This is a genomic window from Parvularcula marina (genome assembly GCF_003399445.1).
In the GTDB taxonomy this organism is placed as follows: Bacteria; Pseudomonadota; Alphaproteobacteria; order Caulobacterales; family Parvularculaceae; genus Parvularcula; species Parvularcula marina.
In genome coordinates this window covers 1,450,053-1,475,643 of record NZ_QUQO01000001.1, presented here as the reverse complement: position 1 = coordinate 1,475,643, position 25,591 = coordinate 1,450,053, and the positions used below count along the sequence as shown (strand labels likewise).

General features: G+C 60.6%; 27 protein-coding genes. 13 read left to right on the top strand and 14 right to left on the bottom strand.

What is annotated here, in order from left to right:
* Positions 1-14 precede the first annotated feature (14 nt).
* A complete protein-coding gene (locus DX908_RS06965; RefSeq protein ID WP_116391684.1) occupies positions 15-989 on the top strand; it encodes a Gfo/Idh/MocA family protein in 975 nt (324 codons plus the stop codon).
* A 149-nt stretch (positions 990-1,138) separates the two neighbouring features.
* On the top strand, positions 1,139-1,630 hold the full coding sequence (locus DX908_RS06960) for a DUF4908 domain-containing protein (RefSeq protein WP_116391683.1): 492 nt from the start codon (positions 1,139-1,141) through the stop codon (positions 1,628-1,630).
* A 14-nt stretch (positions 1,631-1,644) separates the two neighbouring features.
* On the opposite strand, the gene tadA is transcribed toward DX908_RS06960, so the two are convergent.
* A complete protein-coding gene (tadA, locus tag DX908_RS06955; RefSeq protein WP_233508648.1) occupies positions 1,645-2,106 on the bottom strand; it encodes a tRNA adenosine(34) deaminase TadA in 462 nt (153 codons plus the stop codon).
* A 55-nt stretch (positions 2,107-2,161) separates the two neighbouring features.
* On the opposite strand from tadA, the gene DX908_RS06950 reads away from it, so the two are divergent.
* Positions 2,162-2,527, top strand: coding sequence for a cupin domain-containing protein (locus DX908_RS06950; protein ID WP_116391682.1), 366 nt, complete (start codon positions 2,162-2,164; stop codon positions 2,525-2,527).
* 58 nt (positions 2,528-2,585) lie between these two features.
* Here the strand turns inward: DX908_RS06950 and putP are convergent, their stop codons facing one another.
* Entirely contained in the window at positions 2,586-4,136 is a 1,551-nt protein-coding gene (gene putP, locus DX908_RS06945) for a sodium/proline symporter PutP (protein WP_233508647.1), read from the bottom strand.
* 142 nt (positions 4,137-4,278) lie between these two features.
* On the opposite strand from putP, the gene DX908_RS06940 reads away from it, so the two are divergent.
* Both DX908_RS06940 and DX908_RS06935 read left to right on the top strand, forming a co-directional pair.
* Positions 4,279-6,387: an adenylate/guanylate cyclase domain-containing protein gene (locus tag DX908_RS06940; RefSeq protein WP_116391681.1), complete on the top strand. Its 2,109-nt coding sequence runs from the start codon at positions 4,279-4,281 to the stop codon at positions 6,385-6,387.
* Positions 6,388-6,469: 82 nt separating this feature from the next.
* Positions 6,470-7,528 (top strand): GIN domain-containing protein, encoded by a 1,059-nt coding sequence (locus DX908_RS06935; RefSeq protein ID WP_147303745.1) that lies wholly within the window; start codon positions 6,470-6,472, stop codon positions 7,526-7,528.
* 31 nt (positions 7,529-7,559) lie between these two features.
* Here DX908_RS06935 and DX908_RS06930 read toward each other — a convergent pair whose 3' ends face one another.
* A complete protein-coding gene (locus DX908_RS06930; RefSeq protein ID WP_116391679.1) occupies positions 7,560-8,333 on the bottom strand; it encodes a Coq4 family protein in 774 nt (257 codons plus the stop codon).
* A gap of 153 nt (positions 8,334-8,486) precedes the next feature.
* Here DX908_RS06930 and DX908_RS06925 point away from each other — a divergent pair, with 153 nt between their 5' ends.
* Both DX908_RS06925 and DX908_RS06920 read left to right on the top strand, forming a co-directional pair.
* Positions 8,487-8,804, top strand: coding sequence for a hypothetical protein (locus DX908_RS06925; protein WP_116391678.1), 318 nt, complete (start codon positions 8,487-8,489; stop codon positions 8,802-8,804).
* On the top strand, positions 8,801-9,484 hold the full coding sequence (locus DX908_RS06920) for a DUF6445 family protein (protein ID WP_116391677.1): 684 nt from the start codon (positions 8,801-8,803) through the stop codon (positions 9,482-9,484). Before DX908_RS06925 ends, DX908_RS06920 begins: the two co-directional genes overlap by 4 nt.
* Positions 9,485-9,490: 6 nt before the next feature.
* On the opposite strand, the gene DX908_RS06915 is transcribed toward DX908_RS06920, so the two are convergent.
* The gene (locus tag DX908_RS06915) at positions 9,491-10,024 is read right to left on the bottom strand and encodes an outer membrane beta-barrel protein (protein WP_116391676.1); all 534 of its coding nucleotides are present in this window, start codon (positions 10,022-10,024) and stop codon (positions 9,491-9,493) included.
* A 136-nt stretch (positions 10,025-10,160) separates the two neighbouring features.
* Positions 10,161-10,682, bottom strand: coding sequence for a nuclear transport factor 2 family protein (locus DX908_RS06910; protein ID WP_116391675.1), 522 nt, complete (start codon positions 10,680-10,682; stop codon positions 10,161-10,163).
* Between the two features lie 188 nt (positions 10,683-10,870).
* Between DX908_RS06910 and groES the strand changes: the two genes are divergently transcribed.
* Together groES and groL are read left to right on the top strand one after the other, a co-directional pair.
* Positions 10,871-11,158 carry a co-chaperone GroES gene (gene groES, locus DX908_RS06905; RefSeq protein WP_116391674.1) on the top strand — a complete coding sequence of 96 codons (288 nt, stop codon included), beginning with the start codon at positions 10,871-10,873 and terminating at the stop codon, positions 11,156-11,158.
* 51 nt (positions 11,159-11,209) lie between these two features.
* Positions 11,210-12,853 carry a chaperonin GroEL gene (gene groL, locus DX908_RS06900; protein ID WP_116391673.1) on the top strand — a complete coding sequence of 548 codons (1,644 nt, stop codon included), beginning with the start codon at positions 11,210-11,212 and terminating at the stop codon, positions 12,851-12,853.
* A 174-nt stretch (positions 12,854-13,027) separates the two neighbouring features.
* On the opposite strand, the gene DX908_RS16305 is transcribed toward groL, so the two are convergent.
* Positions 13,028-13,195 (bottom strand): hypothetical protein, encoded by a 168-nt coding sequence (locus tag DX908_RS16305; RefSeq protein ID WP_158548566.1) that lies wholly within the window; start codon positions 13,193-13,195, stop codon positions 13,028-13,030.
* 203 nt (positions 13,196-13,398) lie between these two features.
* On the opposite strand from DX908_RS16305, the gene DX908_RS06895 reads away from it, so the two are divergent.
* The gene (locus DX908_RS06895; RefSeq protein WP_116391672.1) at positions 13,399-13,671 is read left to right on the top strand and encodes a hypothetical protein; all 273 of its coding nucleotides are present in this window, start codon (positions 13,399-13,401) and stop codon (positions 13,669-13,671) included.
* Between the two features lie 63 nt (positions 13,672-13,734).
* Here DX908_RS06895 and DX908_RS06890 read toward each other — a convergent pair whose 3' ends face one another.
* Both DX908_RS06890 and DX908_RS06885 read right to left on the bottom strand, forming a co-directional pair.
* Positions 13,735-14,676, bottom strand: coding sequence for a cell division protein FtsX (locus tag DX908_RS06890; protein ID WP_116391671.1), 942 nt, complete (start codon positions 14,674-14,676; stop codon positions 13,735-13,737).
* Positions 14,673-15,401, bottom strand: coding sequence for a cell division ATP-binding protein FtsE (locus DX908_RS06885; RefSeq protein WP_116391670.1), 729 nt, complete (start codon positions 15,399-15,401; stop codon positions 14,673-14,675). Before DX908_RS06885 ends, DX908_RS06890 begins: the two co-directional genes overlap by 4 nt.
* Before the next feature lie 35 nt (positions 15,402-15,436).
* Here DX908_RS06885 and DX908_RS06880 point away from each other — a divergent pair, with 35 nt between their 5' ends.
* The gene (locus tag DX908_RS06880) at positions 15,437-16,612 is read left to right on the top strand and encodes a zinc-ribbon domain-containing protein (RefSeq protein ID WP_116391669.1); all 1,176 of its coding nucleotides are present in this window, start codon (positions 15,437-15,439) and stop codon (positions 16,610-16,612) included.
* 53 nt (positions 16,613-16,665) lie between these two features.
* Entirely contained in the window at positions 16,666-17,184 is a 519-nt protein-coding gene (locus tag DX908_RS06875) for a phosphoribosyltransferase (protein WP_147303744.1), read from the top strand.
* A gap of 5 nt (positions 17,185-17,189) precedes the next feature.
* Here the strand turns inward: DX908_RS06875 and DX908_RS06870 are convergent, their stop codons facing one another.
* Together DX908_RS06870 and DX908_RS06865 are read right to left on the bottom strand one after the other, a co-directional pair.
* Entirely contained in the window at positions 17,190-19,664 is a 2,475-nt protein-coding gene (locus tag DX908_RS06870) for a DUF4175 domain-containing protein (protein ID WP_116391667.1), read from the bottom strand.
* A 21-nt stretch (positions 19,665-19,685) separates the two neighbouring features.
* Entirely contained in the window at positions 19,686-21,113 is a 1,428-nt protein-coding gene (locus tag DX908_RS06865) for a DNA recombination protein RmuC (RefSeq protein ID WP_116391666.1), read from the bottom strand.
* A 140-nt stretch (positions 21,114-21,253) separates the two neighbouring features.
* On the opposite strand from DX908_RS06865, the gene DX908_RS06860 reads away from it, so the two are divergent.
* Positions 21,254-21,739, top strand: coding sequence for a DUF2165 family protein (locus DX908_RS06860; RefSeq protein WP_116391665.1), 486 nt, complete (start codon positions 21,254-21,256; stop codon positions 21,737-21,739).
* Between the two features lie 28 nt (positions 21,740-21,767).
* On the opposite strand, the gene DX908_RS06855 is transcribed toward DX908_RS06860, so the two are convergent.
* The 4 genes from DX908_RS06855 to DX908_RS16155 form a co-directional block, all read right to left on the bottom strand.
* The gene (locus DX908_RS06855; RefSeq protein WP_158548564.1) at positions 21,768-22,541 is read right to left on the bottom strand and encodes a substrate-binding periplasmic protein; all 774 of its coding nucleotides are present in this window, start codon (positions 22,539-22,541) and stop codon (positions 21,768-21,770) included.
* An 88-nt stretch (positions 22,542-22,629) separates the two neighbouring features.
* Positions 22,630-23,508: a glutaminyl-peptide cyclotransferase gene (locus DX908_RS06850; protein WP_233508646.1), complete on the bottom strand. Its 879-nt coding sequence runs from the start codon at positions 23,506-23,508 to the stop codon at positions 22,630-22,632.
* A gap of 208 nt (positions 23,509-23,716) precedes the next feature.
* A complete protein-coding gene (locus DX908_RS06845) occupies positions 23,717-24,799 on the bottom strand; it encodes a Rieske 2Fe-2S domain-containing protein (protein WP_116391663.1) in 1,083 nt (360 codons plus the stop codon).
* A gap of 91 nt (positions 24,800-24,890) precedes the next feature.
* On the bottom strand, positions 24,891-25,559 hold the full coding sequence (locus tag DX908_RS16155) for a hypothetical protein (protein WP_147303743.1): 669 nt from the start codon (positions 25,557-25,559) through the stop codon (positions 24,891-24,893).
* Positions 25,560-25,591 lie beyond the last annotated feature (32 nt).

The window sequence follows — 25,591 nt, the reverse complement described above, 5'->3', positions numbered from 1 at the left end:
TGAGGAGAGCTGACATGGCCGATCATCTTCGCTGGGGCGTGCTCGGGGCGTCGAATTTCGCGTTGAAGGAAATGTGCCCGGCGATTCATCTGGCCGCCAAGGGCCGCCTTGCCGCCATCGCCTCGCGTTCACCGGAAAAGACAGCACCGCTTGCCGCCATGGTACCGGGCCTCATAGTCCATGACAGCTATGATGCGTTGCTCGTCGATCCGGAGATTGATGCGGTCTATATTCCGCTCCCGAACCATCTCCATGTCGAATGGTCAGAAAAAGCGCTCCATGCGGGCAAGCATGTTCTCTGTGAGAAACCCATCGCCCTCAAAGCGCAAGAGATCGACAGGCTGATTGCCTTGCGGGAGGAGACCGGCAAGCTCTGTGCGGAGGGGTTCATGGTCGTCCACCATCCCCAATGGCAGACGGTCAAATCGCTCCTGTCGGAGGGGCGCATCGGCCGTCTTCGCCATATCGAAGGGCGTTTCAGTTTCTATAATGACGATATGGGCAATATCCGTAACCGCGCCGATGCAGGCGGCGGGGCCAGCTATGATATCGGTGTCTACCCGACCGTCACTTCGCGCTTTGTGATGGGCGCGGAGCCAGAAGTCATCCGCGCCCGGTTTGATTGGCAGGACGGGATCGACACGGCGCTCTTTGCCGATCTTCTCTACCCAAATGATGTGACCATGCATTTTTACTGCTCGATGCGCCTGGCGCCATCGCAGAGCATGTTGTTCCACGGCGATAAGGGCTGGATCCGGCTGGCCGCGCCCTTCAACGCCAATCGCTATCGCGAGACCCTGATCGAGATCGGCTATCCGGGCGGGCGCGAGGAAGTCATCCGCTTCCTCGGCGCCCAGCAATATGTGCTTCAGGTCGAGGCGTTCAACGAGGCAGCACTGAACGGCACATCCTATCCATGTCCGCTTGAATTCTCGGCCGGTAATCAGGTGGTGATCGACGCCCTTCACGACGCGGCAAAGCGGGGCTGAGCGCCCCTCGCGCTTGCTGCCACGGGGGCTGTCGTCTCGGCCTCAAAATGAGATAACTACGCTTCAAACCTGACGCGATTTAGAGCTATTCCGGTCACGGTTTTGCCAGAATAGTATGACAGTCTTTGATGAGGAGGAGGGCGAATTTCATGGAGGGCACCATGCATTATCTGGTTCGGAAACCCTGGATTTTCCCCTCGCGGCAACGCCGCCGCGTCAAGAAACTGGTGATCGCGCTCAGCATTTTCACCGCTTTCAACATGACGTGGTCGCAACTGACCGCGCATGCGCAGCAATCAGCCTTTGATGAGCTGACCGCGCCGTCAAACCTTGTTGCCGCCCCTGTCGGCAAACAGGGGCGGGCGGTCTATTCGGTGACCGGCACCGCGGTGCGGTTCGAATTCTCCCGCTTTGACAAAGAAGGGACGATCCGCGTCATCTGCACGCGCGGGGTCAAGCCCTGCGGTGAGGCCGTGAAGCTCAAGGGCGAGCCGGCCTCGGGCGGCGACATGCTGTTCAAATCCCCGGACGGCAAGCCGGTCCTGCGGGTCACCTCTGCGGGCGGCGGCACGCTGTTCGGCGGGGCGAGCTTCATCCCGCAGGGCATCCCCAAAACCGGCGCTGCCATCGTGCGGAGCTAAGGGGCGGGTACGTCCTACCGCCGCCGCGCAGCGAAGAACTCTTTCAGGAGCCCGCCGCATTCCTCTGCCATCACGCCTGCTGTCACGTCCGGCCGGTGGTTGAGGGTCGGCTGCTCGAAGAGTTTCGGCCCATGCGCGATCGCGCCACCCTTGGAATCGCTCGCGCCATAGACCAGATGCCCGATCCGCGCGTGAGAGATCGCGCCGGCGCACATCGCGCAAGGCTCCAGCGTGACGATCAGTGTACAGCCCGTCAGGCGGTAATTGCCCAGATGCTCAGCTGCGGCCCTCAGCGCGATGATCTCCGCATGGGCGGTCGGGTCATCCCGCTCGATAGGGCCGTTGCGGCCCTCCGCGATCATCTTGCCCGTAGGATCGAGCACCACCGCGCCGACCGGCACTTCGCCATGCCCCGCCGCCTGCCGGGCAAGGCCCAGCGCGTGGATCATCCAGTGGGTCCAGCGTTCCTCTGTCATGGGGCCATGCTATAGGAAGTTCCGATCATCTCAGCCACCCCGTGGAGACGCCGCCATGATCCCGCCCATCAACCTGATTGATGCTTTTGACCGCGTCACAGATTACTGGTCACCCAAGGTGATCGGCGAGGTGAATGACCAGCTCCTTAAAGTCGCCAAGCTCAAGGGCGCGCTCGTCTGGCACGCCCATGATGGGGAAGATGAGCTCTTCCACATCGTCAAAGGCAAGTTGCGGATGGAGTTCGAGGATCATGCAGTTGACCTCAAGGAAGGAGACATCCTGACGATCCCAAAAGGCGTCATGCATAATCCGGTGGCGGAGGAAGAATGCTGGGTGCTGCTCGTCGAGCCCGCCTCGACCAAACACACCGGCGATGAGATCACCGACCGGACCCGCTCTCTCGAAGAACAGATGAGCTGAATTCCGCGCACAAAAAAGGGCAGGCCGAGGCCTGCCCCTTCTGGATATGTTGGCCTGATCAGCTCTTCATCTGGCCGTCGACAACGTCATGTGTCTCAAGAACACCCGGCTTGGGCTGGGTGAAGAGGCTGACGATGAAAACCGTCAGCCAGCAGAAGATGAAGCCCGGCACGATGGAATAAAGATCGGCCAGTGCGCCTGAGATCAGGCCCGTATAGGTCCAGATGATCACGGTGGCTGCGCCGACCAGCATGCCGAGGAAGGCTGCCGGCATGGTCATTTTCTTCCAGTGCAGGCTGAGGATGATGACCGGCCCGAAAGCCGCGCCGAACCCGGCCCATGCATTGGCGACGAGATCGAGCACGCTCGAATCCGGGTTCCGGGCAAGGAAGATCGCGACCAACGCAACGATCACGACACAGATCCGGCCGACCATCACGCTTTCCTTGTCCGACGCATTGCGGCGCAGGAACAGCTTGTAGAAATCCTCCGTCAGCGAACTGGAAGCCACCAGCAACTGCGAGGAAATCGTAGACATGATCGCGGCGAGGATCGCGGCCAGCAGGAAGCCGGCGATCAGCGGGTGGAAGAGGATCTGGCTGAGTGCGATGAAGATCGTCTCCTTGTCGAAGAGGCCGTCCTCATTGAGATATTCCGTCGGCACGCCATTCTGGATGACGTAAGCCGCACCGATGATCCCGGTGGAGACCGAGCCGATCAGCGCAATGACCATCCAGCCCATGCCGATATTCCGTGCCATGGGCACGTCTTTGACGGAACGGATCGCCATGAAACGCACGATGATGTGCGGCTGGCCAAAATAGCCAAGGCCCCAAGCCAAGAGCGAGATGGTGCCGATCACGGTCGCGCCGCTGAAGAGGTTCATCGACAGATTGTCGAGCGAGCCTTCAACCTTTGCCGAATCCGCCGGGTTCACCGAGGCGAAAATCTCGTTGAGGTTCACATTGTCGCCAAGCTGGGTGAAGGCGATCACCGGCACCAGGATCAGGGCGACGAACATGATGCAGCCCTGCACAAAGTCGGTCATCGAGACGGCAAGGAACCCGCCCACAAAGGTATAGACCATGACCACGCCTGCGGTGATCCACAGGCCCGTCATGTAATCCTGACCAAAGGCGCTTTCGAAGAGCTTGCCGCCGCCGACGAGGGTCGCAGAGACATAGACGGTGAAGAAGACAACGATCACAATCGAGGAGAAGACCCGCAGGAGATGCGTGTGGTCATCAAACCTTTTGCCGAAATAGTCGGGGATCGTCAGCGCGTCTTTCGCGGTCTCGGTGTAAACCCTCAGGCGCGGCGCAACGACGAGATAGTTGCAGAGCGCGCCCACCGTCAGACCGATCGCGATCCATGCGGCGGGCAGACCGGCAAGGAAGGCGGCGCCCGGCAGGCCGAGCAGCATCCAGCCGGACATATCCGATGCGCCGGCCGACAGCGATGTCACCGCGGGGCCGAGTTTCCGGCCACCCAGCATATATTCAGAGCTGTCGCTGGTGGATGTCTTGTACCCGTAAAAGCCGATGGCGAGCATCAGCAGGAAATAGAGGGCGAGTGAAATATACTGGCCATTCTGGATAAGGAAATCCATGGAACCCCGTCGTTTTTGCTTCTGGGTAAGCATGGGCTAGCGAGCCTGTGCTGAGAGAGCAACCGTAGCGCTTGCGAGCAAGGCTTGCGCGCGCCGCCCCTTGCAGCGCACAAGGGCAGCCGGGAACAGGGGTTCTGACCAGATGAGCGACGCGCGATTTACCCGGAAACTCGCGGCCATCATGGCTGTGGATGTCGTCCGCTATTCGGCACTGGTCGAAAAGGACGAAGAGAGCGCCCTCGCGGCGGTCGACCGGGCGCGGACCCTGATCTCCGACATCATCACCTCGCATGGCGGGCGTATATTCAATCATGCCGGTGACGGTGTGATGGTCGAGATGCCGAGCGTCATCGAAGGGGTGAAGGCGGCCTTCGAGATACACAAGGCGCTCGAAGCTGACGATTCCGATCTGCCCAGACTGAAAGTCCGCATCGGCGTCAATCTCGGCGATGTCATGTCGCGGGAGGGCGGCGACCTTGTCGGCCATGGCGTGAATATCGCCTCGCGGCTCGAGAGTATCGCCAAGCCCGGCGAGACAGTGATCTCGCAAGCCGTTTATGAGCAGCTTCGCGGCACGATGGAGGCCCTGTTCGAGGCGGCAGGCTATGAGCGGCTGAAGAACATCTCTTCGCCGGTCGCGGTCTATCGCGCGACGCAGGAAGGCGCGCCGCGCCGGATCTGGCGGCTGGGGCGCACCCGCTCCAGCCTGCAAAAACGCTGGGTCGTAGCCCTTGGTGCGCTCGCCATCGTCTCGGTCGGGCTCATCGCGGGGCTCCTCTGGCCGCGCGGTAGTGAGCCGGTGATTGATGGCCGCTCCATCGCCGTCTTGCCCTTCACCAATGCGGGGGATGCGGACAGTGAGTTCTTCTCCGATGGGGTGACCGAGGAAATCCTCGCGCTTCTTGTCCGGCTCGACGATGTGAAGGTCATCGCGCGGGCGTCCTCCTTTCAGTATCGGGAGGAGGCGCCGGATCTGAAAGCGATCCGCCGGACCCTCGGGGTCAGTCATGTGCTCGAAGGCAGCGTCCGGCGCAGCGATGACCGCGTGCGCGTCACGGTCAGCCTTGTCGATACGGCGGCGAACCAGCGGCTCTGGGCGGATAGTTATGAACGTCAGCTCACGGATATTTTCGCGATCCAGCGGGATATCGCCGAGAATGTCGCGGACGCGATGAAGGTCCAGCTCCTTGGCGCAGAAGAATTGCCGCAAGACAGGCCAATCGATCCTGAAACCTATGAGCTCTACTTACGCGGGCGCTCTTTGCTGGCCCAGCGCGGCGCGGCGATCCCGCAGGCGATTGCCGCGTTTGAGCAGGTCACGGCGCGAAGCCCTGACTTTGCCGATGGCTGGGCGGCGCTGGCGATGGCGCTGCATGTCTATCCCGGCCACTCAACGACCCCTTATGCACAGATCGAGGATCAGGCGCGGGCCGCGGCATCACGCGCGCTGGCTCTTGCGCCCGCCCATCCGGAAGCGCTGGCCGTCAGGGGCGTGCAGGCCCGCCGTGATCATCAATGGCAGCAGGCGGAGCAATCCTTCATTGCCGCCCTCGACAGCGACCCCAGTAATGTGACCGCATGGTTCTGGTATGGCGAATTCCTGCTCAGCGTCGGACGGGCAGAGGATGGTGTCGATGCGCTCGGCGAGGCGGCAAAGCTCGATCCACTCTCGCCGATCATGTTGGCGGGGACGGGCTGGGGGCAGTTCTTCCTCGGCAACACGGAAGCCGCGGACAAGGCCTTTACGTCGGCGTGGAATGATTACGGCCTCCGGGCACGGAATGTCTGGGAGGGTCTCTATTCTGTCGCCCTCCAGGAAAAAGACTATGACCGCGCCCGTGCGCTGGTCGCGGAGATGCCGGGACGCGCTGACCTTAGAGCCCTGCATGAGCCTTTCATTGCGGCGCTGGAGAATCCCGGTCCCGCCACTCAAAGCATGATGAAGGGCGCCTTTGATCTTCTGGGGCCGGAACGCCTGCCTTATTACTATCCGCTCGAAGGCTATTCCCGGATGGGGCTTGATGACGAGGCGGTGGCCGTCACGCTGGCCGCCGCAAAGGCCGGGCGGGTCGATGAAACCCAGATCCTCTTTGCGCCGGGCAAAGCGGGCGTGCGGGCGCATCCAGGCTTTGCCGAGATCGCTGAAACACTTGGCCTCATTGCTTATTGGCGGGAGGCGGGCGCGCCTGATTTCTGTGAAGACGCGCCCAAATCGGCGACCTGTCAGGCGCTGAGCAGCAACGGCAGTTAACCAGCTGTCGTTATCCCCACTTGTTTTTTCCTGCGCCGGGTGCTTAGACTACAAATGTAGTTGATAATGGGGAGACCCCAGAATGCTTGTTTCCGCTCTCTTTTTAGGTGCCAGTACCCTAGGGCTGGCTGCCCCCGTATCGTCCACTTCCGAAACCTTCTCCGGCGCTGACATGCTGGAAGTCCGCGGCTTTGTCGGGACGGTCGAAATCAGGGAAGGTCGCACGCTGTCGGTCGAAGTGATGGGCGCCCCTGAAGGTGGCCCGCTTGAGATTTCACGCTCCGGCAGCAGCGTGCTCGTCGAAGGCGATGCACGCGAAGTGAAAGAGCTCTACCGCCGCGGTGCACCTTACCGCCGCAATGGCTGGGGCGGCGGCGATGACGCCATCGTCAAATTCGGGGAGTTCCTTGAGGACTATCCGGTGCTCTCGATCACCTTGCCGAAAGGCGCGGCGTTCAAACTCGACGAAGCGGCCCTCATCATCGAAGCCGATGTGAATTTCGGCGAACTGCACCTTCAGGGGATGCGCGAAGTCTACGGATCAATCGGCACCTCAACCTCGGCCTATGTCGGGATTGGCGGCATGGGCGAGATTTCCGTCGGCGACGTCAAGAATGACCTCGAAATCGCCATTGGCGGCTCCGGTGATATCTATGCCGGCCGCAGCGGCAAAGCCTCGGTCAAAATCGGCGGTTCCGGCGATGTCGATCTCGGAGATGTCGACGGCTCGCTTGATATCCGCATCGGCGGCTCAGGAGACGTGGCCGCTGAAAACGTCAAAGGCGGCGTTTCGGTGAAGATCGGCGGCTCTGGTGATGTCGAAGTCGAAGAAGTCGGCGGCGGCATTAATGTCGCGATCAGTGGCTCAGGTGATTTCCATTCTGAAAGCATGAATGGTGAGCTCATGGTCTCCATCAATGGCTCGGGCGATGTCGAAATCGAAGAGGGCAAAAGCTCGGCGACCGAAATCCGGATTTCGGGTAATGGCGATGTCTATTTTGGCGGTGTCGCCAATAATCCGGTCGTGAAGATCCACGGCGGTGGTGACGTCGAAATCGAGGACTATACCGGGAATGTCAGCGTCTCGGGCGACAAGGACGATGTCCGGATCGGTGACCTCACCTTTGAAAAAGACCGCTAATCATCAGGCGGAACAATAAGGAGGCTGCCGCTCAGGCAGCCTCTGCCGCCGTCAGGGTCTGGCGGTAATCACGGTCGCGTGTGGCGGCCTTTTCCTTGATCGAGAGATAGATCTCTGGACGGCCAATATTGAGCCGTTCCCGGACGGTCTCTATCGGCAGGGGCAGAAGATCCTCCCAGCGCTGGAGCAACAACCGCTCGGTCGCAAGGCCGAGCTGGCCACCTTCTTTGAGGGCGGCACGCACAGGATATCCCTTGAAGACACTGATCGCCTTGAACTGGCCGAGCGCAACAATCAGCGCGAGCGCCCGGCTGCCTGAAATCCGGCGGGTGAAAGCAAGAAGGCACAGCTCCCCGATCATGTCCCGGCCATAACCGGTCAGGACATGAAGAAGGTCATGGGTATGACGTACACGGTAGAGGAATTTCTGCCGCTCGGGTCCCGCCTCGTCAAAGACTTCACCGCTGCCATCCATCTCCGTCTGGAAGCCTTCGGGCGACAGCCCTTCGCTCTCGACGAAATCAAGATAGGCCCGACCGAATGAATTCTCCGGCAGCGCGCGCAAAGCGTCGCGGTCAGAGAGGACATCGCGCAGCTCGCGGCCACTGGCGAGATACTCCGCCCCCATCGGATCGGATCTGAAGATCTGATAGGCGCGCTCAATCGTCGGACCATCGAGCGACGAGGTCACCCGGTAGACCTGCGAGGTGTCTTCCTTGTTGTTGATCAGGCGCAAAGTCGCGGCCAGTGCCCGCAGCGGATAAACGCGCGGCGTGAAAATCTCGAAGGTTTCGGGCTGGAACATGCGTATCCAACTCCTCCCTTGCTCGTTTGAGCTTATCTTTTTCTTGCCCATAGCATGATGCGCGGGCGCGTGCCTATTCGCCCTGCATATGATGGTTATGCGGAGATGAAGTGTGCGGGTGACGGCTGGCCGGTTTCGGCGTAAGATTTGGCCATGAAATCAATCGCTTTATCCTTGCTCCTGATGATCTCCCTTGCGGCCTGCGCTTCACCGCGCGTTGGGGTCGGCGTGGGATATGGTGTTGGCAGTGCGCGGGTGGGTGTCTCGACCAGTGATTTTGGGCGAACCGTGACGCCCGGCGTGGCGGTTGGCGGCGGTGCTCTCTGGGGCTGGATGTCCGGGCCCTCAATCCCGCTACGCGGCGATGGTCTCCCGCCTCAGCAAAGCGGAGCAGATGACCTTGCGCCCTCGTCCTCTAACACAGTGACGGGTGAAGCAGCGCCCGGGGTTTTGGCGGGTACGGACGAGTGAGCGGCCACACATTGCAGATTGACCGCATCGGCTTTGAAGAACAGCCGGTCATCCATGTCGACAATGCCTTTCCGGATCCAGAGCAGCTGGTCGAGATGGCCACCACCAGCACGTTCGATCTCGAAAGCGCCTATTATCCGGGAGTCCGCGCACCGGCGCCAAAGGGGTATCTCGAATCCGTTCGTGATGCGATTGCCTCGGTCGGTCCTGAGGCTTTCGGTTGGCAGGGGGGAAAGCTCTCCGTTCACGAAGGGTATTTCTCCATCGTGACCAAGTCGCCCGAGGAACTGATGCCGATCCAGTGTATTCCGCATTATGACGGCACGGACACCGGCATCATCGCGGTGCTGCATTATCTCTGCCCGCCTGGACATGGCGGGACCGCCTTCTACCGCCACCGGACGACCGGGTTTGAGACGATCACGGAAGGCCGCCAGTCATCCTACAAGGCCTCCCTAGAAGCCGATGCAAGGCGTGAGGGGATGCCGCAACATGATTATATCCGCGGCTCATCCGCGATGTTCGAGCAGACAGCCGCCTATGAGGCGCGCTTTAACCGGCTCCTCGCTTATCGCGGCTGTTCGCTGCATTCCGGGATGATTCCTGAGAACCCTGTCCTGTCGGACAATCCGCGTGAGGGCCGACTGACCCTCAACACTTTCCTGTTCTATGAGGGCTAAGCGCCCTTAAAAGTGACGCTGGAAGGCGAGGGTGAAAGCCCGGGCCTCGATATCCTTGAGGTCGTAATGGGTAAATTCCGTGCGGATACCATTCCGGGTCTCGCCAAGGTGCCAGCGGAGCCCGCCACCATAACCGATGCCCTGGAACGTATCCTCTGACACGGTTTCCATACCGAAGGCTTCGACAGTGAATTCCGCATCGGCATAGACATAGCCGGCGCGACCATAGACCGTGACCTGCTCCGTCAACGGATAACGGGCGACCCCATACGCGCCGAGCGTCACGGTCGTCTTCACCTCGGCGGACAGGATGTCATTGCTGTTCTCTTCGGGGAAGGAGACGATGCCGATCTCGGCTTCGGCACCGAAATATTTTGTCGCGTTCCAGCCGACATGGCTGATCACGCTGTTCGACGTGGTCTCAAACCCGAAATCATCATCGGTCAGGAAGGTGACATGCGCATAGCCGACATCGGCATAGATGGCCTCATCTTGGGCAATAGCGTTGAGAGTGAAGAGGGCGGCGGCGAGATCAAGCATCGGAACTCCGTACAGATTGAGCTGATGGGGCGCCTCTAGGCCGAAAAAACTAGACACTGGTTAAATTCGCAACGCGAATACGGCATAATTCGCGGCAGCAGCAGGCTGTCTCTTCAATAATGAAAGAGTGTGTGGATCATTCCGCTGGGGGAAGGTGAGGCCGCAGACTCGCCGGTCGCACTCGCGCCCGTGCTTCTGGCCAACCAAGCTCATCGCAGGCTTGCGGCTCCATGGTGAATGCCAGATCCGTGATGAGCCATTTGTCTTCGGGCTTCATCAGCGTGAAGGCATCAATACCGCAATGGACCCGCTCGCCATCGGCATAGATGACATAGGGTGTCCAGACATGGGCGAAGCGTTCGGCGCGGATCTGGACGACCGGATCCCAGTAAACCTCGGCAAACCGGCCTTCTTCTCCCTCAATCTGCGCGAGCCAGGCTTCGCGACTGAGCGGCGGAGATTTGCGGACCGGCATGTCCTTGCTTGCGTCCAGCGTCAGCGGCCAGAGCTGTACACCTTCAGCCAGCAGGGGCTCCATCCGGGCGGAATCCCCAGCATAGAAAGCCTTGAACGTCGCATCGACGGTTGCGAGTACGGCTTCCTCCTCCGAGCTTGGGGACGTGAATAAGAGGGCGGCGGCAAGGAACATGTTGATCATCACTCCTGCTTACGCCGCCACATCCGCTGAAGATAAGTTTATTTGCGGTTCTCCGGCCTTGACGGACCCCGTCGCCGATCTTAATTCCCCGCCATTAGCAGCCACCCTGTGTGAGTGCTAAAATCACAGAAACCCGCGGAAACACTCGCTTTTCGCCCGTTCAACACAGTCATTCGGAGAAAATATCCATGGCTTTCAGACCGCTCCATGACCGCGTCCTGGTCCGCCGCGTCGAAGAAGACGAAAAAACAGCTGGCGGCATCATCATCCCCGACACCGCCAAGGAAAAGCCCCAGCAGGGTGAAGTCGTGGCCGTCGGCTCCGGCGCACGTGGCGACGATAACGAAATCGTCCCCCTCGAAGTCAAATCCGGCGATCGCATCCTGTTCGGCAAATGGTCGGGCACCGAAGTGAAACTCGACGGTGAAGACCTGCTCATCATGAAAGAAAGCGACATTCTGGGCATCCTCGACTGAGGAACCGGAACGCTTCATTCATCCGTCAACGAATTTTAGGGAATAGAGAAAATGGCAGCTAAAGAAGTCCGCTTCGAAGCCGATGCCCGTGAGAAAATGCTCCGCGGTGTCGATATCCTCGCCAATGCCGTCAAAGTGACCCTCGGCCCGAAAGGCCGCAACGTGGTCATCGAGAAATCTTTCGGTGCGCCGCGCACGACGAAAGACGGCGTCTCGGTCGCAAAAGAAATCGAGCTTGAAGACAAGTTCGAAAATATGGGCGCCCAGCTCATTAAAGAAGTTGCGTCCAAGACCAATGACGAAGCCGGTGACGGCACCACGACCGCAACCGTCCTCGCTCAAGCCATCGTCCGTGAAGGTCACAAATATGTGGCTGCCGGCATGAACCCGATGGACCTCAAGCGCGGTGTTGATCTTGCTGTCTCGAAAGTCGTCGAGACCATCAAATCGCATTCGACCCCGGTTTCGGGTTCGGAAGGCATCGAGCAGGTCGGCACGATTTCCGCCAATGGCGAAAAAGAAATCGGCCAGATGATCGCTGAAGCCATGTCGAAAGTCGGCAATGAAGGCGTCATCACGGTTGAAGAATCGAAAACTGCTGAAACCGAACTCGACGTTGTCGAAGGCATGCAGTTCGACCGCGGCTACCTCTCGCCTTACTTCATCACGAATGCGGACAAAATGTCGGCTGAGCTCGAGGATCCGTTCATCCTCCTGCACGAGAAGAAACTCTCGAACCTTCAGTCCATGCTGCCGCTGCTCGAGTCTGTCGTTCAGTCCTCGCGCCCGCTGCTCATCATCTCAGAAGATGTCGAAGGCGAAGCGCTCGCGACCCTCGTCGTCAACAAACTGCGTGGTGGTCTGAAGATTGCTGCTGTCAAGGCACCGGGCTTCGGCGATCGCCGCAAAGCCATGCTCGAAGACATCGCAATCCTGACCGGTGGCCAGGTTGTCTCTGAAGATCTCGGCATCAAGCTTGAGAATGTTGGCCTCGACATGCTCGGCACGGCGAAACGCGTTGTCATCACGAAAGACAACACGACCATCGTCGATGGTGCTGGCTCGAAAGATGACATCGAAGCTCGCACAGCACAGATCCGCCGTCAGATCGAAGATACGTCTTCGGATTATGACCGTGAGAAGCTGCAAGAGCGTCTCGCTAAACTTGCTGGTGGCGTTGCTGTCATCAAAGTTGGCGGCGCGACGGAAGTCGAAGTCAAAGAGCGCAAAGACCGCGTCGATGACGCGCTCAACGCAACCCGCGCTGCTGTCGAAGAAGGCATCGTCCCGGGCGGCGGCACCGCGCTGCTTTATGCTTCGAAAGTGCTCGACGGCCTGACCGGCGACAATGCTGACCAGAAAGCCGGTATCGCGATCGTTCGCCGTGCGCTTCAGGCGCCGCTGCGTCAGATCGTCGAGAACGCTGGCGAAGAAGGTTCGATCGTTGTCGGTAAACTGCTTGAGCAGGACGACACCAAGTTCGGCTTCAATGCGCAGGCGGAAGAATATGGCGACCTGCTCGGCATGGGCATCGTCGATCCGGCGAAAGTCGTCCGTACCGCACTTCAGGATGCAGCGTCGATCGCTGGTCTCCTCATCACGACGGAGGCGATGATCGCAGAAGCGCCAAAAAAAGATAGCGCCCCTGCAATGCCCGACATGGGCGGCATGGGCGGAATGGGCGGCATGATGTAATCATCAGTCCCGTGAGGGATTGAAGACATCATGGTCTGTATCGAAAGGGCGCTCCGCAAGGGGCGCCCTTTTTTATTCTCAGCACCCGCTCATCCCCGCGCAGGCGGGGATCTGCCTCTGATAAGCTGGTCTCATCAACCGCGGGATGACGGTGCTCAGAAAGCTCCAATGCCCTCAAAACCAGTTCGCGGTGCAGGGCGCGCTCTGCGATTTTGAGCGGGCGCACTGGCGGACGATTCGCAGGATCACCGCATCAGTATCCGGGTTTGCCTCGCGAAGTCTGGCGCGGGCGTGCGGCGGGACGGCATGGCCGGGGGATTTGATGGCTTGCGGCCGGGTCATTTCGGGGCACTCCTGACGCTACAGCGTCAACAGTGCGCTTTTCGGGCCGACTTGGCAGTGATCCCCGTCACGCTGGCAGGGTTAAAAATCCATGACTCTCAACGGCCTAGACTTGTGTCTTCCATTACTGCACCCTTCGCTGGACGGCGTACAACCACAAGCTATGCTCGCTCGATTACCTGCTCCAGGAGGGGAGAAAACGAATGGCAAAATCAGAAAAGACGTCGGCTGCCGTCGCGAAAATCGCGAGCAAGGCGATGAAAGACCCATCATCGCTGTCGGCCAAGGAGATCAAATCGCTCGCCGCTTCGGCTCTGACGCAAGTGGAGGACAAGCCCAAGAAAAAGGCCGTGAAGAAGAAAGCGGCCAAGAAGAAGGCGGTAACCAAGAAGGCTGCGGCGAAAAAAGCTGCCAAGAAAAAAGCCGTGAAAAAGAAAGTGGCCAAGAAAAAGGCCACGAAGAAAAAGTCAAAATAGACGAGACAGCTCCGCCGCCGCCAGCGCCGCCGAGCGGCCCTGGCGGCTGGGTTCGGCGGGTGATCAGTGAATTTCGCGGGCGAGGATCGTCCGGACAGTGATCCGTGCCACGAGCGAGGAGATCCCGCAAATCACGACCGGCACAATGGCAAGCCCGGCCAGCATGGCAGGCGCAGCCTGAAGATTTGGCAGGAAAAGCCCTGCGTCTTCGGCACCGAAACTCGCCGTCAGAAACAGGATCATTGCGGCGGAGAAGGCACCAATCGCGCCGCCCCTCAGGCCAAGTGAGAAATAACGTCGCTGGACCTGATCGGCGATGAATTTATCCGTCGCCCCGACAAGGTGCATGACCTCGACAATCTCGCGATTGGCCGCAAGTCCCGCCCGGGTTGCAAAGATGATGACGCAGGCCGTTGCCCCCATGATCATGGCAAAGACGATAAAGGCGAGCCCCTTGGCGCGGTTGGCCGCATCGACCAGCCGGTCATTCCACTGGCCGTGATCATCAAGCGCGGCCAATGGTGCGGCTTCGGCAAGGCCATTGCGTAAGGAAGACAGATCACGCCGCAAAGACGGGCTGATCTCGGCGGTGATGATGATCGGGATCGGAATATCCGCGCTCAGATTATCGCGCCCCAGCCAGGGTTCCAGCAGCTCTTCGGTTTCTGCCCGAGACATGCGGGCCACTTCCGTGACGCCCGGATGATCGCGCAACAGGCCCTCGGCGATATCCGCATCCTGAAGGATGAGGTCGGCGGCCGCCCCGCGGACCTGCACGGTGATCGTGCCCGAAAGATCGCCGGTCCAGTCAGCGGCGGCGCGCGAGACCATGAAATATCCGGCGAGCGAGACGCTGGCGATGAAAGCCAGCACCGCGATGACGATCATCAGCGGCGTGCCCGATGCCCCGGCTTCGGGCAGCAGCGGCGTCTGGCGTCGGGGCACGGCGGCCTCGAGCGCCTCCTCGTCGACATAGCCTTCGTCGTCTTCGGCCGTTTCGCTCACGGGGCCTGCTCCGTAAGTTCAGCCAGCGGCTGGTGCAGGGTCAGATGCCCTTCTTTCAGTCGCAGGATCTTCATGGGGATGCGCCGGACGATGTGGAAATCATGGGTCGCGACGATCACGGCGGTGCCGAGGCGGTTCAGCTCCAGCAATAACTGCATGATTTTCCCGCCCATTTCCGGATCGACATTGCCGGTCGGCTCATCAGCGAGAATGAGGTCGGGTTTCGAGACCAGCGCCCGGGCCAACGCCACGCGCTGTTTCTGCCCTCCCGACAGGACCGGGGGCTTGGCCAGAATGTGATCGCCGAGCCCGACCCAGCTTAAGAGTTCCATAACATCACCCCGATAATCCTGATCTTTGAAGCCCATCACGCGCATGGGCAGGGCGACATTTTCATAGGCGGTCAGATGATCGAGGAGACGGTTTTCCTGGAACACCACCCCGAGGCGGCGGCGCAGCGCCGGCCGGTCATCGGTGGCAAGGTCGCGCACTTCCTCTCCGAAAATCCGCACGCTGCCCGAGGTGGGTTTGAGCGCCATGTAGATCAGCTTGAGCAGGGTCGTCTTGCCGGCGCCCGACGGGCCGGTCAGAAATCTGAAATCGCCCTCGCGCAGGACCATATCGGCGTGTTTGAGCACTTCATGCGTGCCGTCATAGGTCAGCGCGACGTCCCGCAATTCGACGATTTTCTGCGGCAATTCAGAGGTGTTGGTGGTGGCCGACATGCCTGTGGTTACACCGTGTTCGGTCGGAGGGCGCAATGCTGATCTCATGTCCGGCCTGCCCGAAAATGTATCGTGTGCCCGCCTCGGCGATCCCGCCGGAGGGGCGCGAGGTCAGCTGCTCTGCCTGCGGCACGGTCTGGTATGAAAAGGGTCTGGATGCCGAGGTCGTGACAGTCGGTGCCGGTGCCTTCACGGCCGCTGCCGCGCCGCGCCATATCCATGCGTCTCCGCCGCCGCGAGCCAGCAAGCCTGCACCTGCGCCGCGAGAAGAAGGCGAATCAACAGTCGTCGCACTGTGGCGGCCTAAAGACGCTGTCCCCGGCTGGGATGAAGAGAAGGGGAGTTCTGCCTCTTCGGGTAAAGAACATCCGCACCGACAGCAGGAATGGGTGAAAGCCGCTTTCGAACCGCATCCGTTCCGCTCTGCCCCAAGGCAGGCGCCGCCTGCGCCGGAACCGCGTGTCGAAGACGAGGGCGCGGCTGAAGAGATGGCCGGGTATTTCTCGGCCGATGAAAAAACAGGCTTGAACTGGGCGGATTTGCCCCGGCAGATCCTCGCGCAGCTTTCGGAGCGTCTCTCTCTCTGGCGGCAGGACCGACAGGAGCGCAGCCTCAATCAGGGGATGGATGCCGCGCTGAAATTCCGTGACCGGATCAGGGCGCGCGAGCGCAACCGGCTGACGCCTCTGCGCCGGCTCGGCTGGAGCGTCTGGATCATGATGGTGGCCGCAATTGGCGTGGCGCTCAGCGACCGCGAACTGATGGAGACCATCTGGCCGGATACGTCGAGAGCATATGCCCGTGTCTTCGGCGCGCCGGAAAACCCGGCGGCGCTGGAGCTCAAAGGCGTCTCGACGCGTTATGCGCAGTCCTTTGAAGGCCCGGTCCTCGAAATTCGCGGCACGGTCGTCAATGCCGGGACGATCCCGGCCCTGCCGCTTCTTGAGTTGCGTGTCGATGGCGAGGTGCTGGCTGATTATCAGGCCGTCTCGCTCAGCGACGTGACGGTGCCGGTGCGCGGCGAGCGTCCATTCGTTGTCCGCGCCATGGTGCCCGAAGGGACGGCGCGGGCCGATATCCGCGTAACGGCAGGGGTGCCAGCCCCGGCGCCGGAGGCACAAGGCTTCACCCTGCAGCAGACCGGCAGCGGCTGGGGCCGCGCCACCCTGCCGCCCTTGCCGATCGAGGCGATTGAGACGGCCGCAAGGTGACAGGCCGGCCCCGGTTATGATCTAAGACGAAGGATCACGATGTGGCGGATGGCATGCGGACAATTTTCACGACCGAAGACATTGACCGGCGGCTCGGCGAGCTGGCCGGGGAAATCATTGCCGGGCTCGGCAAGCAATTCACCATGGTGCCGATCCTGACCGGCGGGTTCATCTTCGCGGCCGATCTTGCCCGGGCGCTGACACGCGCGGGCGCCGATCCCGAAATCGATTTCATCCAGCTGTCGAGCTATGGGACGGGCCGCGTCTCCTCCGGCGAGATCCAGCTCGTGAAAGACGTGACCGCGCCGGTCGAAGGCCAGACAGTTCTTCTTGTCGATGACGTTCTTGATTCAGGCAAATCAGTCAGTTTTGCGCGGGACCTCTTCACCGCTCGCGGTGCGGCGCGGATTATGACCTGCGTGGCGGTCGACAAGACCAGCATCAAGGGGCGGGACGTCAAGGCGGAGTTCCGGCTCTTTGATATGCCGGACAATGCCTTCCTCGTCGGGTACGGGATGGATGATGCAGGCTCGTTACGCGGCCTGCCAACCATCAGTGCCCTGAACGACTAGGCACCTCAGAAACGCCGCAGCAATCTTTCTATATATTTCCGGTCCGCTTCGGGCAGGGCCGGATCGCGCAGGCGTTCGCGTAAAGAGCGGGTCAGCTCGCGTACCCGTTCGGGGTCAGAAAGGTCGGGGATCTCAACGCCGCTGTCGCCCATGCCCTGATAGAGACGGCCGAGCGGATCGCGGTCAGCGGACTGACCGGCAACACTGCCTGAATCGGCGGCGCGGCCATCTCCGTCCCGAGAATCTTCTGCGGCGATCGCTTCTTCAGCAAGGGCGGCGGCCCCGTCGCGGAGCAGGCTCATCGCGCGTTCTTGCGCCTGTCCGGCACTCGTCAGATCCCCGCGTTCAAGGGCGCGGGCGGCGCCCTCCATCATCTGGGCTGCCTGATCGAGCGCTTGGGCGCCGGCGCTTTGCTCGCCCGCGGCTTCATCACTCAGATTGCGGGCGGCCTCGGCGAGGTCGAGTTGGCCCTGCGCCAGCCCGCTCTGGGTACGATCTCCCCGGCGGGCAGAGAAGGTCTCATCGGCAAGGCGGCGCTGCTGATCGATCAGCTGCCCTGCTTCTCCCAGCGTGCCGCCCTGACCTTCGCCGGGTTCGCCATCGCCATTCTCGCCGGACTGGCTGTTTGGTCCGCCTGCGGTGCTTTCGCCTTCACCACTGCCTTGTGTGATGCGCATGTTCTGGAGCATCTGTTCGAGCTCAGCGAGCCGCGCACGGGCGGCTTCGCTGTCGCCCTGACGGCGCAGACGGGCGATCTCATCGAGAATGTCGTTGAGGTCCTGTCCCTCAACCGTTTCGGAGACGCCTTCTTCCTGTGCCAGCGCATCACCGGAAGCGGCAAGCGCCGCAAGGTAGTCGGCCATGGCCTGCCGCAGCTCTTCAACCAGCTCGTCGATTTCCTCCGGAGACGCCCCATTGGCGAGTGCCTGCCGCAGGGCTTCCTGTGCCGCCTCAAGACGCTGGCGGGCAAGGGTCAGCCCCTCATCTTCCAATGCAATGGCCAACGGCCAGAAGCTCTCGACCAGCTCGTCGACATTCTCGCCGCGGCTCTTTTCGACATCGTGAAAAGCCGTCCGCAGAAGGAGATATTCCTTGGCATCAGCGGCGAACATTTCCGGCGCGACGGTCAGCGCATCAAGAAGGCTCAACGTGCGCCGCCACGACTGCGGGGCGAGAGCGAGGTTCTGGCGCTGCTCAATGATCGCGCGGGAGAGAGGGTTGTAGAAAGTTCGCTCGGGCAGGACGAGGGTCATTGGCTGGGAGGTTGCCGTCTGGCCGGCGCCATCAGTGACGATGATCCGTAGGGAAACAGGCAGGCCCGCCCAGGGGTGCTCGGTCAAATCGATCGAGACATCACGCGTGCCGGGTTCCCCGCGTAAGGCCGGGGCGTCGATCCGCGCCGGGCCGAGGGGGCCGGGAATGGGCGGCGCATCGGGCGGGCGGCGCAGATTGGCGGCAAGCCGCAGCTCGGTGGCACCATCGGTGATCCCGTAATCATCCTCAACGGTGATAGTCAGCCTTGTGCGGATTCCGCCCTCAACGGCGGGCTCGCCGACCAGCCGGACGGTGGGCGGTGTGTCGGGGACAAGCTCAACGGGAATCTCCATCCGGTCGCGGCCGATGCGGATCGTCACGATCCCGCTCTCTTGGAGCGTTGCGGTATAGGTGCCCGGCGTCCGTGTGCCATCCGGCTTTTCTTCCTCAGAGGGGAGATGCGGGAGTGTGACGTCGATATCAGGCGAGCTTTCCGCCGCCCGGTTTGCCCGTACCCGGAGGATGCTCCCCGCAGGAAGGGTCAGGGCTTCTGCAACGCCTTCGGGCATCGCCTCACCGCGGACAAGAAAGCGCGGCGGCTGGCGGGTATATTCAGGCGGCTCGATCCAGATATCGGCGGTGACTGGCGTGCGGTCCCCAAAGCTCGGCTTGATCGCGCTGCTGATCCGCTCCTGCGCGGCCGGACCGGCCACCAGAAGGCCGAGCAGGGCCAGAAGGAGCGCCGGGATGCGCAGCGCATAAGGGTCGGTCCGGTCGATGACCGCGCGGGGCTTGCCGGCGCGAAGCTGGCCGAGCCCGTCGATCATCTGCCAGCGATGCATCTGCCAGAGAGGATTGTCCGCACTGCCGGCAAAGGGCCGGTCATCAAGATCGGCGAGCTGGCCCGGCGGCAGGCCGGATTCGCGCTCGAGTCGGCTCCGCGTTTCGGCCCGCTTCGGGAACATCAGATGCGGCTCGGCAACGATGATCGCCCAGACAAGAAGGCCGAGAAAATTGACCAGCGCCAGGACATGCAGCCAGCCCGGCAGGGCATCGAAGACCCCGAAGAGCGCCAGCCCGATAAAGACGAAAAAGACGATCAGGATCGGGACGAGACCCGCATAAAGCCGTTCCCACAGCATCACCATGCGGGTCTGAAAAAGCGGCAGGGACAGGGACGGCTTGCGCATTGGCCCGGTCGTAGCGGGCGCCGGGCCTCGGGTCATCTATCGAAATCGAAAGGGTTATTACCCATTCGCCGCCGCTTTCGGGGCCGGATCCGCCTCAAGCAAGAAACCGCGGCTTTCATCGGGCAAGCGCGGCAGCTCTTCGTTCGAGGGCACTTCTTCCAGCACCTTCTCGGTGCCCGGCATTTCATATTCGGCGAATTTGCGGGCGCGCGGGAGGACGCGGGATTCCATATTGCCGACAAGCTTGTTGTACTCGCCGACCGTGCGTCCGAGCGATTTGCCGAGCGATTGCAGATAGCCGCCGGTTGTTCTGAGCGAGTCATATAGATCCTGCGCGAGCCCCGCGACGACACGGGCATTCTCACTCGCCTTTTGCTGGCGCCAGGACTGGGCAATGGATTTGAGGATCGCGATCAGGGTCGTCGGCGTTGCGATCAGCACATCGCGCTGGAAGGCGTCCTCGAACAAGTTCGGCCGGGCCTCGATGGCGGCGGTGAAGAAATTCTCGCCCGGAATGAACATCACGACAAAATCCATCGCGCCCTCTTTTTTAAGGGCCGAGGCATAATCCTTGGCGGCAAGGCTGCGCACATGGCTCCAGATCGCATCGCCATGGCGCGAGAGGGCGGCGGCGCGCTCGGCCTCATCCTCCGTGCCCGCTGCATCGAGCCAGTCGGAAAGCGAGACCTTGGAGTCGATGGCGACCAGCCGCTCGCCGGGCAGGGTGACGACCATGTCAGGCTGTTTGCGCCCGGCACCGTCTTCGCCCGCAACGGCCCGCTGTTCGGTGAAATCGCAATAGGCGGACATGCCGGTCAGCTCGACGACATTGCGCAAGGTCGTCTCGCCCCAGCGTCCCCTTGTGCGCGGCCCGGCTTTGAGGGCGGCAGCCAGCGTGCGGGCTTCGGCCTGCACCGCGCTTGCTGATTCAGTCAGGCTACGGATCTGCCCGGTCAGCTCGCCTTGGGCTGCCTTTTGCTGGTCGCGCATCTCACGCAATCCCTGCTCATAGCGGGTCAGGGTCTCGCGCATGGGTTTCAAGAGTTCGGTCACGGATTTCGAATAGCCTTCCGCATCGGCCTTCGCCATGACCTGCTGTTTCTCAAAATTCTGCTTGGCTTCGCGGAGCAGCGTGTCGCCCGCTTCACGCAGGAGCTTCTGCGACATCGAGCGGAACTCATTCTCGAGCCTGTCACGCAGCTCCTTCAGATTGGCCTCGCGCTCCTCGAGCCGGGTGGCGAGCGCTGCGCTTTCGCGCTCCAGCCGGCCGGTCTTCTCGCGCTCATATTCAAGCTCATCGCGCACGGCATCAAAGGCTTCGAGCCTTGCGCCGAGAGAGACCAACTCTCCTTTCGCCGCTGTCAATTCGTCATCAAGCTGCCGCGCCTCCCGGCCTGCGCGAACGCGAAGAACGAGGAGAAAAAGCGCGGCCAGCCACCCGGAGATGGCGGCCGCGAAGAGGAGTGTCTGTACATCGAGAATCATCGAGCACTCCTAGAGCGATTCGTTTTGTTCTTTATTTGTTCCACACGACGTCGTCAAGCCCACCGCGCGAGGAAAAGCGCCCGGCTTGGCGGGCCGGCCGGCGAGGCGCATATTGTGCGCGGGATAGGGGAGACAAAATCATGCTCAGACATATCAAGATCCTGCTGGCGGCGACGGTCGCGGCCTTCCTGCTGCTTGGGGCCTTCTTCAACGTCATCGACTGGGGCGGCACGACGGGGGCAGTCGCGATGACGACCTCCATGACGACATTCGAGGGGCGCGAGGACGCTTTTCAGGCCACCACCAGCCCGGTCCTCATGTGGCTCGGCTCGCTTTTCATCCTGTCCCTGAAGATTACATCAGGCGGGCTCTGCGCGCTCGGTGTGCTGAAGATGTGGAAGGCCCGCAAAGCGGATGCGCCCAGCTTCACCGCCGCAAAGGCGATGGCGCTGTCGGGCTGCGGGCTTGCCATCTTCATGCTGTTTGCTGGATGGATCGTGATTGCCGAGACCTGGTATGAGATGTGGCGCTCAGACATCATGCGCGGGCCGGTACTGGAGACAGCCTTCCGCTATGCCGGGTTTATCGGCCTGATCGCGCTGTTTGTGGCGACCCCTGACGAATGAGGCGGACCGCCCCGAAGGGCGGCAGCACTCAATACCCCGTCAGCATTTCTTCCTTCGTGAACCATTTGCGGTGCAGTGTACGGAAGTAATTGTCGTTGACGCCCCGGATGATGAAGGGGTTGAGCTTGTCGAGCAGCTCTGTGTTGTTCTTGCGCACGGCAAAGGCCTCGATCGACACGCGCAGGAGTTCATCGTCAAAGGTCGTGAACTCGCCGGGCGCGACCTGATTGATGATCTCATCAAAGGGGTCGGAGGAGACGTAAGCGTCGATCTCGCCATTCCGGAACGCATCAAGGGAGTCGATCCGGGCGGGCAGCGGGACAAGCTGCGCATTCGGGAAGAACTCTTCGGCGACCTGACCTGACACGCCACCGGCAAGATGGCCGATCCGCATCTCGGGCGCATCGAAAGCATCGAGGCTGTCATATTTCTCGGCAGAGCCCGTCGGTACCAGAAGGTGATATTCAGTCTGGTTATAGGGTACACTGAAGGAGACATCCTGTACCCGCTCCAACGTGATCGAGAAGCCCGACGCGATGATGTCGCATTCGCCCTTCATCAGCGAGGGTTTGAGGTCTTCGAAATCGCGCACGACAAAGCTGGTCGTGACATTCAGCTCTTCGGCAAGGCCTTTGAGCGCATCAACCTCAAAGCCGCGAATGCCGTCATGTTCGGCGTCGACATAGATCCAGGGTTGCAGCTCGGCGACACAGACGCGCAGCTCTTCGGGCTCCTGCGCAATCGCGTGGGCGCCGATGGTGAGGCTGAGAAGGGCAGCGGCCCCGGTCAGAATGCGCTTCATGATCATGTCTCCCGGTCGTGGTGATTGTCCGTCGGCAATGAGACTAGCCGATAACGGCCTTTCATCGCCATTAATTCCTTGGCGTCAATTATTCCGCTGGAATAACCTCGATTTCGTGGATCTGTGGCCAGTTCTTGCCGGTCACGAAGAGCCGCTCGCTCTCGGGATCCCACGCAATCCCGTTCAGCACATTGTCGCGCGGGTCGCGATTATCGGCATAGAGCCCCGAAAGATCGATAAAGCCCGAGACGATCCCGGTCTCGGGATTGATGCGGACGATCACATCCGTCTGCCAGATATTCGCCCAGACCTCGCCATCAATATATTCCAGCTCATTGAGGCGCGGCACCGGCTTGCCATTTGCGGAAACTGTTAGGCTGCCGGTCGGCTGATAGGTCTCAGGGTCAAGGAAAGCCAGCCTGTTCGTCCCGTTACTGACGATCAGGCGTTCCCCGTCACTGGTCAGGCCCCAGCCTTCGCCCTCCAGCGGGAAGGTGCCCTCGGGCTCGAAGGTCTCAAGATCATGGATCAGGCCGATGCCGTCCCGCCAGGTCAGGGAGATGATGCGGTCGCCGACCGCGACAGCGCCTTCGCCGAAAATATCGGCGGGCAGGGCACGGCGCGCAGGGGCAGTATCGCCGAGGATGTCATGACGGATCAGGGCGGACTGGCCGATCCGGCCCGTCGTCTCATAAAGCGCGCCATCTGCAACGAAGAGCCCTTGGGTGAAATCAGTGGTGCCATGCGGGAAGCTATTGATCACGCGGTAGGTATAGACCTCAAGCTGTTGCGGTCCGGCCGGTTTGGGGGCCTGAACTTCGGTTTTTTGTACCTCCGCCGGGGCTTCGCTCTCGGCTGGTGCCGGCGCCTCGACCGCTTCTGGCGTTGCGGCGGGCGTTGCCGTCTCGGACCCGCCGCAGGCGGCAAGCAGCAGGGCAAAAGCAGTGAGGATCATGGCGCGGCTCATGGATGGCTCCGGTTTTAACCACGTTACTGTCTGCACAGGTCAGTGGCCAACCACAAATCTGTCATTTTGTCGTCCCCTCTCCCCGAAAACGGGGAGAGGGACAGGGTGAGGGGATGTCGGGACGTAGGGCGGTTGATGGAAACCCTCACCCGAAGGTCAGTAAGCTGACCTTCGACCTCTCCCTCCTCCGAGGGAGAGGTGAGAGCCCTCACGTTCGCCAATGGAGGATCGCAGGCTCCAGCGGGTTCACGAAATCCGCGCCGCCCATCTCGCCATAGGTCCGCTTGAGCTTTACATACCATTGCGCCAGCCGGTCAGGATCGCCCGCATAGAGCATTTTGGGGTTCTCAAGCTCGATATTCTCATTCTGCTGACGGAGGATCTTGCCGTCCTGCCCAAGGAACGTCCGCGCCAGCGGATAGGCAAAGGGCTTGATCATAGTCAGCAGCGGCATGTCCCAGAAGAACATCTGGGTGATGAGGGATTTGCCTTCTTCGGTCGGGGTGATGTTGGTCAGGCCGAGGATCGTATATTTCTCGTTACGGATGATCTCAAGCCGCATGGCGGGCAGGCGGAACTCGATTTCCGTTGTGGCCGCGCCCCCGATCAGCTTATAGGCCCGGCCATTCGAGGACGGCCGGTGCGGCTTCATGCGAAAGCCAAGCTCTGTCGGCTCATAATCCTTGGTCTTCTCGGAGGCGCCATCCGGCCGCCGCCAGAACCATTGCTGATGGACAAAGGGCGTATGCGCCGGATCGACAAGGCCGATGACTGCCTCGTCATAGGGCCCTTCCGCATGGGCGTGGATCACCATTTTGGGCGCGGCACCCGGAATTCCGTCCGGTAGGCGCGGGGCGGGGGTCACAGGCTCGCCCTCGAATTTCTTGATGTCGGCCGGGATATAGATCCAGATCAGGCCTTTTTCCTCATGGATCGGATAATTCGGCGTGCGGATCTTCCTGGTGGCGAAATCCTCGCGTTCCGAGAGGGCGGGGATCTTTGCGCATGTGCCGGTCTCCACCTCGAACCGCCAGCCATGATAGGGGCACTCAACGCATTCGCGGCCCCCCTCTGTCACCTGCCGCCCGGCAGACAAAGGCGCGGCACGGTGGGCGCAGACATCATGCAGGGCAAATGCGCGCCCGTCTTTCGTCCGGCCAAGGACGACCGGCCGCCCGAGATAAAAGCGCCGCTCCATGGTCCCGCGCCTGATCTCGGCGGAGGGCGCCGCGAAATACCAGATATCGGTCAGCGGCGGCGACAGGGTCGGATTGGTGAGCGGTTTGGTCATTTGGTGTCTTATCGTAGAAGATTGTTGCGTAAGTGATTCTTGGTTGCGCTCAGGAAATTCGGATATCTATGAAAAGAGATTTTTGAAGTCACTACAAATTCTTCTCCACAATAAGGTCGAATAATTTGTATTTTTTCTCGGAAAGCGCAGCTGGATCGACAATTGAAACCATCGTGAAGCTGATTGAGAGGAAATCACCAACGTGTACCAATTCTTTTGAAGATGTAAAATTGAAGGAGACAAGAATCTCCCTTTCGTCGTCGAGCACTCGACCAACTATTTGATTTTTCCAACCCATACGGTCAATTTTCTCAATTATGAGAAGACGCCATATTTCACCTGGCGTTTGATTGATGCCTTTCTGTAAAATGCCTAAGGTTGTTGCCGCTTCAATTAGCTCAGATTTTATTCCGCGAAGCCTAGGCACAATTTTCGGATATGAATTCTCGCTGATGTGTATATTTTTCTTTGGGTTGTCTGTGCAGGGATGTTTCGGCCAAGGTGGCCCGAGATCATCAAAAAAGACTCGGCTACCATTAGAATTGCTATAAAAATAAACCACTGCACCACAAACAGGGCAAGTTGCATTAGGAATTACGAAGCATGATGAAGGATAGCGATTGGCACCATTCTCGTTGAGTAATCTTTCGGCATCTCTTTCTGCTAAAAATGCTCTTATTACCGACTTTGGAGTACTTCTTCCGCGGGTCTTTACGCACCACCCACAAGTGCAATCGCTATAGTGATTATATCCAGGCAAAAGTTCCTCCGGGTGATCTAAGCGAAATTTAG

Excerpts from the sequence above, each read along its gene's own strand:
- DX908_RS06965 (WP_116391684.1), top strand. The coding sequence starts at position 15 with ATGGCCGATCATCTTCGCTGGGGCGTGCTCGGGGCGTCGAATTTCGCG.
- DX908_RS06960 (WP_116391683.1), top strand. The coding sequence starts at position 1,139 with ATGGAGGGCACCATGCATTATCTGGTTCGGAAACCCTGGATTTTCCCC.
- tadA (WP_233508648.1), bottom strand. The coding sequence starts at position 2,106 with ATGACAGAGGAACGCTGGACCCACTGGATGATCCACGCGCTGGGCCTT.
- DX908_RS06950 (WP_116391682.1), top strand. The coding sequence starts at position 2,162 with ATGATCCCGCCCATCAACCTGATTGATGCTTTTGACCGCGTCACAGAT.
- putP (WP_233508647.1), bottom strand. The coding sequence starts at position 4,136 with ATGGATTTCCTTATCCAGAATGGCCAGTATATTTCACTCGCCCTCTAT.
- DX908_RS06940 (WP_116391681.1), top strand. The coding sequence starts at position 4,279 with ATGAGCGACGCGCGATTTACCCGGAAACTCGCGGCCATCATGGCTGTG.
- DX908_RS06935 (WP_147303745.1), top strand. The coding sequence starts at position 6,470 with ATGCTTGTTTCCGCTCTCTTTTTAGGTGCCAGTACCCTAGGGCTGGCT.
- DX908_RS06930 (WP_116391679.1), bottom strand. The coding sequence starts at position 8,333 with ATGTTCCAGCCCGAAACCTTCGAGATTTTCACGCCGCGCGTTTATCCG.
- DX908_RS06925 (WP_116391678.1), top strand. The coding sequence starts at position 8,487 with ATGAAATCAATCGCTTTATCCTTGCTCCTGATGATCTCCCTTGCGGCC.
- DX908_RS06915 (WP_116391676.1), bottom strand. The coding sequence starts at position 10,024 with ATGCTTGATCTCGCCGCCGCCCTCTTCACTCTCAACGCTATTGCCCAA.
- DX908_RS06910 (WP_116391675.1), bottom strand. The coding sequence starts at position 10,682 with ATGATCAACATGTTCCTTGCCGCCGCCCTCTTATTCACGTCCCCAAGC.
- groES (WP_116391674.1), top strand. The coding sequence starts at position 10,871 with ATGGCTTTCAGACCGCTCCATGACCGCGTCCTGGTCCGCCGCGTCGAA.
- groL (WP_116391673.1), top strand. The coding sequence starts at position 11,210 with ATGGCAGCTAAAGAAGTCCGCTTCGAAGCCGATGCCCGTGAGAAAATG.
- DX908_RS16305 (WP_158548566.1), bottom strand. The coding sequence starts at position 13,195 with ATGACCCGGCCGCAAGCCATCAAATCCCCCGGCCATGCCGTCCCGCCG.
- DX908_RS06895 (WP_116391672.1), top strand. The coding sequence starts at position 13,399 with ATGGCAAAATCAGAAAAGACGTCGGCTGCCGTCGCGAAAATCGCGAGC.
- DX908_RS06885 (WP_116391670.1), bottom strand. The coding sequence starts at position 15,401 with ATGTCGGCCACCACCAACACCTCTGAATTGCCGCAGAAAATCGTCGAA.
- DX908_RS06880 (WP_116391669.1), top strand. The coding sequence starts at position 15,437 with ATGCTGATCTCATGTCCGGCCTGCCCGAAAATGTATCGTGTGCCCGCC.
- DX908_RS06875 (WP_147303744.1), top strand. The coding sequence starts at position 16,666 with ATGCGGACAATTTTCACGACCGAAGACATTGACCGGCGGCTCGGCGAG.
- DX908_RS06870 (WP_116391667.1), bottom strand. The coding sequence starts at position 19,664 with ATGACCCGAGGCCCGGCGCCCGCTACGACCGGGCCAATGCGCAAGCCG.
- DX908_RS06865 (WP_116391666.1), bottom strand. The coding sequence starts at position 21,113 with ATGATTCTCGATGTACAGACACTCCTCTTCGCGGCCGCCATCTCCGGG.
- DX908_RS06860 (WP_116391665.1), top strand. The coding sequence starts at position 21,254 with ATGCTCAGACATATCAAGATCCTGCTGGCGGCGACGGTCGCGGCCTTC.
- DX908_RS06855 (WP_158548564.1), bottom strand. The coding sequence starts at position 22,541 with ATGAAGCGCATTCTGACCGGGGCCGCTGCCCTTCTCAGCCTCACCATC.
- DX908_RS06850 (WP_233508646.1), bottom strand. The coding sequence starts at position 23,508 with ATGAGCCGCGCCATGATCCTCACTGCTTTTGCCCTGCTGCTTGCCGCC.
- DX908_RS06845 (WP_116391663.1), bottom strand. The coding sequence starts at position 24,799 with ATGACCAAACCGCTCACCAATCCGACCCTGTCGCCGCCGCTGACCGAT.